General features: G+C 43.8%; 9 protein-coding genes. 3 read left to right on the top strand and 6 right to left on the bottom strand.

The window, feature by feature from the left end; genetic code table 11:
- Positions 1–66: 66 nt before the first annotated feature.
- The 6 genes from AB4185_RS17600 to tsaA form a co-directional block, all read right to left on the bottom strand.
- Positions 67–393 (bottom strand): hypothetical protein, encoded by a 327-nt coding sequence (locus tag AB4185_RS17600; RefSeq protein WP_102333905.1) that lies wholly within the window; start codon positions 391–393, stop codon positions 67–69.
- 232 nt (positions 394–625) lie between these two features.
- The gene (locus AB4185_RS17595; protein ID WP_029235125.1) at positions 626–817 is read right to left on the bottom strand and encodes a DUF4250 domain-containing protein; all 192 of its coding nucleotides are present in this window, start codon (positions 815–817) and stop codon (positions 626–628) included.
- A 1-nt stretch (position 818) separates the two neighbouring features.
- The gene (locus AB4185_RS17590; protein WP_008222923.1) at positions 819–1,022 is read right to left on the bottom strand and encodes a YaeP family protein; all 204 of its coding nucleotides are present in this window, start codon (positions 1,020–1,022) and stop codon (positions 819–821) included.
- 167 nt (positions 1,023–1,189) lie between these two features.
- On the bottom strand, positions 1,190–1,879 hold the full coding sequence (locus AB4185_RS17585) for a tellurite resistance TerB family protein (RefSeq protein ID WP_102333904.1): 690 nt from the start codon (positions 1,877–1,879) through the stop codon (positions 1,190–1,192).
- Between the two features lie 190 nt (positions 1,880–2,069).
- Positions 2,070–3,785, bottom strand: a complete 1,716-nt coding sequence (locus tag AB4185_RS17580; RefSeq protein WP_102333426.1) for a proline--tRNA ligase — start codon at positions 3,783–3,785, stop codon at positions 2,070–2,072.
- Between the two features lie 101 nt (positions 3,786–3,886).
- Positions 3,887–4,582 (bottom strand): tRNA (N6-threonylcarbamoyladenosine(37)-N6)-methyltransferase TrmO, encoded by a 696-nt coding sequence (gene tsaA, locus AB4185_RS17575; protein WP_102333427.1) that lies wholly within the window; start codon positions 4,580–4,582, stop codon positions 3,887–3,889.
- A gap of 124 nt (positions 4,583–4,706) precedes the next feature.
- On the opposite strand from tsaA, the gene AB4185_RS17570 reads away from it, so the two are divergent.
- From AB4185_RS17570 to AB4185_RS17560, 3 genes are all read left to right on the top strand, one after another.
- On the top strand, positions 4,707–4,967 hold the full coding sequence (locus AB4185_RS17570) for a type B 50S ribosomal protein L31 (protein ID WP_102333428.1): 261 nt from the start codon (positions 4,707–4,709) through the stop codon (positions 4,965–4,967).
- A 1-nt stretch (position 4,968) separates the two neighbouring features.
- Positions 4,969–5,094, top strand: a complete 126-nt coding sequence (ykgO, locus tag AB4185_RS17565) for a type B 50S ribosomal protein L36 (RefSeq protein ID WP_083190210.1) — start codon at positions 4,969–4,971, stop codon at positions 5,092–5,094.
- Between the two features lie 387 nt (positions 5,095–5,481).
- Complete coding sequence (locus tag AB4185_RS17560; protein ID WP_372135706.1) at positions 5,482–7,068, top strand: AbgT family transporter; 1,587 nt, start codon at positions 5,482–5,484, stop codon at positions 7,066–7,068.
- Position 7,069: the final 1 nt, after the last annotated feature.

The following is a 7,069-nucleotide window of genomic DNA, read 5'->3' as shown; positions in this document are numbered from 1 at the left end:
CGCGATGAACCATAAAAAAGGGCTGATGTTTGCACATCAACCCTTTGCTGTTTGTTGGTATCGGTTTTACTTTTTGATGCTCAGTAAAGTACCTGACTTACATCTAAACGAGTAGTAGCTACGGCTCTCGTTGAATTTGCCTAAGCCTTCGCCGTCACAGTAGTCGATATTGATGTCACGCATCACTTCTAGTGTGTCTTCGCTTTTCAGAGCGAATTTAGAGCCATCAGAGCAGACAATACGCACTCTTTCATCATGGCTTACTGAGTAAATATCGACTTCGGTGTTACACAGCTCAAAAGAGGCTTCACGAAAGTTGTCTTGATGTGTATTTGAAGCGCAACCTGCAGTCAGTGTTGCTGCGAAAACTGCCAAAAGTCCGAGTCTTTTCATTGTTAATCCTTCGCTATCATCAGATTGATTGATGAGTTTTATATGCTATTTCAGGTAGCCTATACAACAACACGCTTTGGTTCAAGGAGCGCTCGTTGACTCTAAGATATAAAAGTATAGATGTAGACAGATAATTTATAATTGGCTAACTGCATGTTTATCCAATACGTATCACCAATAAAAAAGACCAACACTGAGGTTGGCCTTTCAAAATCAAGCTTGTTTTAAATGACTATCGAAACTGTTTGGCTTCTGGAAGGAATTCAAAACCAGCAGACGCAAGTTTAGCGATCAATGCTGCTTTGTCGATCTCGTAGAAGTTGACCACTCGATCTATATCACCGCCGAAGTCGTCACGTAGCTTCATGTTGACGATGCTCATCAACATTACAGGATCCATTTTTTCAAAATTAGCGAGGTTCATATTAGTCCTCGAAATCTGAGATCAGCAGGTTTGCAGCGGCAAAGGCTGCACGCTCACGCGCTTCTTTAGGAAGAGATTCGTCTGCAGCAAGGTCATTCAATGTTTTTACCGCGCAGGTGATCGCTTTCGGGATATAGCCTTGGTCGCCACTGCCAATTTGAGAATACAGTTCACGCACCAAATCACAACAATCGTATACTTTCATTTTTATACCTAACCAAATGATAACTGATCTCAATATACACATAGAGATAAGCAAAAACAAAGTGGATCTGATTAAGTTCAGAGTTAGTTTGTTCTTGCTCAATATCTCATTCTGTTGATGCTCAACGTATCACTTGCTAGCTTGCCAATTAGCCGGATATTGACCGCTTAACCAGATATTTGCTGTTCAAGTTGATAAGTCACTTCATCAGCAAGGTTGAGTTGTTTGGCTAACTCTTTGAGGTACGCCTTTTCCATGAAGTTCTGTTCGTCGGCTACGATCAAAGAGGCTAAGTAGATTTCGCTGGCTTGTTGCGGTGATGTCGCGAGTTGAGCGATTTCACTTGGATCGAGTGGTTTGTGCAACTCTTCAGACACCAATTTAGTCAGTTGATAATCGGCACCCATGTTCTCGACGGCTTGTTCAATCTTAGCCATCTCTTCTTCATCGACATGGCCATCGGCTTTGGATGCGGCAATCATTGATCTGAGAATCAGTACGCTATGGTTTGAGTCGTTCTCATCAAATTTAGCTTGCTCGGCATTCGGTGTTTGGCCTTGTTTAGATTGGTAGTCGTTGTAGACCTTGTAAGCGAGAGCGCCCAGAGCTGCTGCGCCACCAATACCTGCGGCTTTCTTACCCATTTTCTTGGTTTTATTAGAACCCATTAATGCACCTAATAGCCCGCCACCAACAGCGCCTGCACCGAAGGCTCCGAGTGTACTTTTACTGCTACTCTTGCCATTGTTGCCTTGAGAAAGGTCACTTAAACTTGAAGACCCTTGTGAAAGTTTCTGAGTGCCTTGTTTAACGAGATCTGACTTAAGTGCTTGGTTAAGTAAGCTTTTGATATCCATCGATACCTCCAATGGTGAGCATGTCCAAAAAGTTGATGACACCAATATACGGATTTGAAGATGAACAGGGGATTAACTTACGTTATTTACTCTACTGATAAATAGAAGGGACTTTGAAGGGAAAAAATAGGCATAAAAAAGGCCACCTGATGGTAGCCTTTCAATATTTATCTAGTGAGTAATCGGATTACTAAGCTAGTTGAGCTTTAAGGTGCTCGATAACCGTGTCCATTGCGATAGCTTCTTTATCACCAGTACGACGGTTTTTGTATTCGAAGTTACCTTCGTCCATGCTGCGATCACCGATAACGATAGTGTGAGGAATACCCACTAGCTCGATATCTTTAAACATAACACCTGGGCGCTCTTTACGGTCATCGAATAGAACTTCGATACCCATAGCTGTTAATTCAGCGTATAGCTTCTCAGCTGCTTCTTTAACGCGCTCAGATTTGTGCATGTTCATTGGTACGATAGCAACTTGGAACGGTGCTAGTGCGTCTGGCCAAGTGATACCGAATTTATCGTGGTTTTGCTCGATAGCAGATGCAACAACACGTGAAACACCGATACCGTAACAACCCATTTCTAGGATTACGCTCTTGCCGTCAGGACCAAGCACGTTACAGTTCATTGCTTTAGAGTAAGTATTACCCAGTTGGAAGATGTGACCAACTTCGATACCGCGCTTAAGTTGGATTGTACCTTGACCACATGGGCTTAGGTCGCCTTCAACTACGTTACGTAGATCTTCAATTTGAGCAAGCTCAACATCACGACCCCAGTTAATACCGAAGTAGTGCTTACCGTCTACGTTTGCGCCAGCGCCAAAGTCGCTCATTACAGCAACAGAGCGGTCAACGATGAATGGTAGCTCTAGGCCAACAGGGCCAAGTGAACCTGGACCTGCACCAACAAGTGCGCGGATTTCTTCTTCAGAAGCCATCTCTAGCGGAGCAGCAACTTGTGGAAGGTTCTCTGCTTTCACTTCGTTAAGCTCGTGGTCACCACGGATGATCAGAGCAATAATATCTGCTTCTACTTCATCAGAAGCTTTAACGAATAGAGTCTTAACTGTCTTCTCGATTGCTAGACCGTGTTGCTCTACCAATTCTGCGATAGTTTTCGCGTTTGGTGTATCAACCAGTTCCATCTCTTGAGTTGGTGCTGCAGCATCTTCAGTAGGAGCAAGTGCTTCTGCTTTTTCGATGTTTGCTGCGTAATCTGACTCAGTTGAGAATGCGATTAGGTCTTCGCCGCTTTCAGCAAGAACGTGGAACTCTTGAGAGCCGCTGCCGCCGATTGCGCCAGAGTCTGCCAATACTGGACGATACTCAAGGCCCATGCGGTCGAATGCTTTACAGTAAGCATCGTGCATCGCTTGGTAAGACTTTTCTAAGCCTTCTTTATCGATATCAAAGCTGTACGCATCCATCATAGAGAATTCACGTGCACGCATTACGCCAAAACGAGGGCGGCGCTCATCACGGAATTTAGTCTGGATTTGGTACAGATTTAGAGGTAGCTGTTTGTAAGAGCTGATCTCGTTACGTACTAGGCTCGTTACTACTTCTTCAGCTGTTGGGCTAAGAACAAACGGACGAGAGTGACGGTCTGTGAAACGAAGTAGCTCAGGCCCCATCTTTTCAGAACGGCCAGTCTCTTCCCAAAGCTCAAACGGTTGAACTACGGGCATCAAGATTTCAACGGCACCTGCATTATCGATCTCTTGGCGAACGATATTTTCGACTTTACGCAGTACACGTAGACCAGTAGGTAGCCAAGTATATAAACCTGAAGCTAGCTTACGGATCATACCTGCACGTAGCATCAGCTGGTGGCTGATAACTTCTGCGTCGTTTGGAGTCTCTTTCAGAGTAGAAAGAAGGTAGTTACTGGTACGCATTCTATGGTATCCGTTTCATCATTGATAAAAGAAAACTTGCTGTCGTTCGTAACCACAGCAAATCTGATATAGCCGCATATAATATCAGCCTATTTGGGATCTCAAAAGCGTTCAATGTCAGTTACATTGATGAAAAGCGTTTCAACCACGAATTTCACGTTAAGATTGAACAAATTTACCGCATATTCCTTGTTGTCAGGCTTGCCTTTTTTATAGGCAGGTCGCGGATCTTGACCAAGCACTTCTTTGATCACTTGAATGATATGGCGTGCCTGCGGGTGACCAGACAGCTTACTTTGGGCTTGCTGAGAGAAGTTCACATCTAACACTTCAGGTTCATCGGCGGCAAACCCTCCTAGTGCATCGGGAATTGAATCCGAGTAGGAGATATAAGGTTTGATGTCGATGATAGGCGTACCGTCAACGAGATCGACGCTGCCCAAGTCCAACCAAGTTTGTCCTTTTTCTTGATAGACACCTTTGAGCTCAACCGCGGACATACCAATCCCATTCGGTCTGAATGTCGCACGTGATGCGAAAACACCGATACGTTCATTGCCGCCAAGTCGAGGCGGCCTCACAGTTGGTTTCCAGCCCGCTTCAAGGTTCTTATCGAACAGAAACAACAACCAAACATGGCTAAATTGCTCTATATCACGAACAGACTCAAGGCAGTTTGCTGCATCAACCAATCTGACTCTTGAGGTGGATGTGGGTACCAACCTGGGCTGCCTTGGCACAGCGAACTTCTCTTTATAAGGAGACTCAATAAAGCCAACAGGTTCAATTGTGTACATAGTTGGGTGTTCTCTGATTACGATTAAGACGGAAAAATATCATAAAATCGCTTGTTTTTCTTTTGATAACAATTGTCACTTGTAGTGTTATAACATATCAAGTTGGTTATTTAAGGGGAATACAATGAAACCGAATATCCATCCAGATTACCGTCCCGTGGTTTTTCATGACACCAGTGTCGATGAGTACTTCTTAATCGGCTCAACGCTAAAAACAGACCGTACTATCGAATGGGAAGTCGGCAATATTTGCCCTTACTTCACGATTGAGGTGTCGCCAAAGTCGCATCCTTTCTATACGGGCAAACAACGAGTGCTACATAAAGAGGGACGCGTTGCGAACTTCACTCGTCGTTTTGGTCAATTAGGTAAGGGAGCGAAATAGAATGAAAGTTGTGAAATCACTTAAAAGCGCGAAAAGCCGCCATCCTGATTGCCAGATAGTAAAGCGCAGAGGTCGTCATTATGTTATCTGCAAAACCAATCCGAGATTCAAAGCGGTTCAGAATTAGTCAGTCAAATTGATGTGACGCGAGTGTAAAAACGAGGGGAAAGTCAAACTTCATTCATTTGTCTGTTTTTCTTTTCCCTCGAGAAGAACCTGACAGGATATTGTGTATTAACTTATCGTATGGTGTGTTTTATTTTCAAGTGAATCAATGGGTTATACTATCACTTATATTTGTAGTGAATGTGTAATTGTGAATTATAAATCTAGATTTTGTATTTAATGTAGATTTATTTGCTAATTAATTGTTCAAATAGAGTTAAAAATCGTCGTCTTCTACACATTTTGTAACATTTTGAATTTCTAATTGATAATTTTGTCGCGTACCCTTCGCTGGCAATTTGAACATTTTTGTCACAATTGCATAGGAATCACTACAAGGAGGGAACTGATGAGTTCATCAGCTTCAATAAAAAACAACTCGCCAAAGAAACCTATTTTTACCCGTTTTCTCGATGGTGTTGAATATTTGGGGAACCTATTACCCCACCCGATCACTCTTTTCGCAATCTTCTGTGTCGCTATTCTAGTTACTTCAGGTATCGCTGGATATTTTGAAGTCTCTGTTATGGACCCTCGTCCAGAAGGTGCTCCAGGTCGTGCTGCTGACGGCATGATCTACGTTGTAAGCTTACTTAATGCTGAAGGCTTACAGCTCATTGTTACTAATCTAGTGACAAACTTTGTTGGCTTTGCGCCATTAGGTACCGTGCTTGTTGCAATGCTAGGTGTAGCGATTGCTGAGCACTCAGGTCTATTATCTGCGGCGATGCGTGGCATGGTAATGGGCGCATCTAAGCGCATGGTTACGGTAACCGTAGTTTTCGCAGGTATTATCTCTAACACGGCTTCAGAGCTTGGCTATGTAGTACTTATCCCGCTTGCAGCAATGCTTTTCCACTCTTTGGGTCGTCACCCATTAGCAGGTCTAGCGGCAGCATTTGCTGGTGTATCTGGTGGTTACTCTGCAAACCTTCTAATCGGTACGGTTGACCCGCTGCTTTCTGGTATTACTACAACAGCAGCACAAATGATTGACCCGACTTACAACGTTGGTCCTGAATCAAACTGGTACTTCATGTTTGTTTCTACTTTCTTCATCGCGATTACAGGTGCATTTGTAACTGAGAAGATTGTTGAACCAAAACTGGGTAAATACAACGACGAAGAAGCGTCTGAAGATTTATCAAATGATTCAATGGGCAAGCTAACAGACGTTGAGAAGAAAGGCCTTAAGTTTGCGGGTATCGCAGTGCTAGCGGTTTCAGCGCTTCTTGCTTGGACGATTGTTCCAGCTGATGGTGTTCTACGTTCAGCAGCAGGTACGGTTTCAGGTTCTCCATTCCTGAAAAGTATCGTAGCGTTCATCTTCGTATTCTTCGCAGTTCCTGGTTTTGTTTACGGTAAAGTTACCGGCACAATGAAAACAGACCGTGATGTAATCAATGCAATGTCTAAGTCTATGTCTTCAATGGGCATGTACATCGTACTTGTGTTCTTCGCTGCTCAGTTTGTTGCTTTCTTCAAGTGGACTAACTTCGGTCAAGTATTCGCAGTTGCAGGTGCTACTTTCCTACAGGATATCGGCCTAACGGGTCCAATGTTGTTCTTCGCATTCATCCTAATGTGTGGCTTCATTAACCTGATGATCGGTTCGGCTTCTGCTCAGTGGGCAGTAACAGCGCCAATCTTCGTTCCAATGCTAATGTTAGTAGGTTACGCACCTGAAACGATTCAAGCGGCTTACCGTATCGGTGATTCAACAACCAACATCATTACACCAATGATGAGCTACTTCGGTCTTATCCTTGCCGTAGCAACTCGCTACATGAAGAACCTAGGTATCGGTACACTGATCGCGACAATGTTGCCTTACTCAATGGTATTCATGTTTGGTTGGAGCATCTTGTTCTACCTATGGGTATTCGTATTCGGTCTACCAGTAGGTCCAGGCGCTGCAACGTACTACACGCCTTAGT

It is taken from the genome of Vibrio sp. 10N.286.48.F5, from assembly GCF_041469785.1.
Lineage (GTDB): Bacteria > Pseudomonadota > Gammaproteobacteria > Enterobacterales > Vibrionaceae > Vibrio > Vibrio crassostreae_C.
This window is presented reverse-complemented; position numbering and strand designations above follow the sequence as displayed.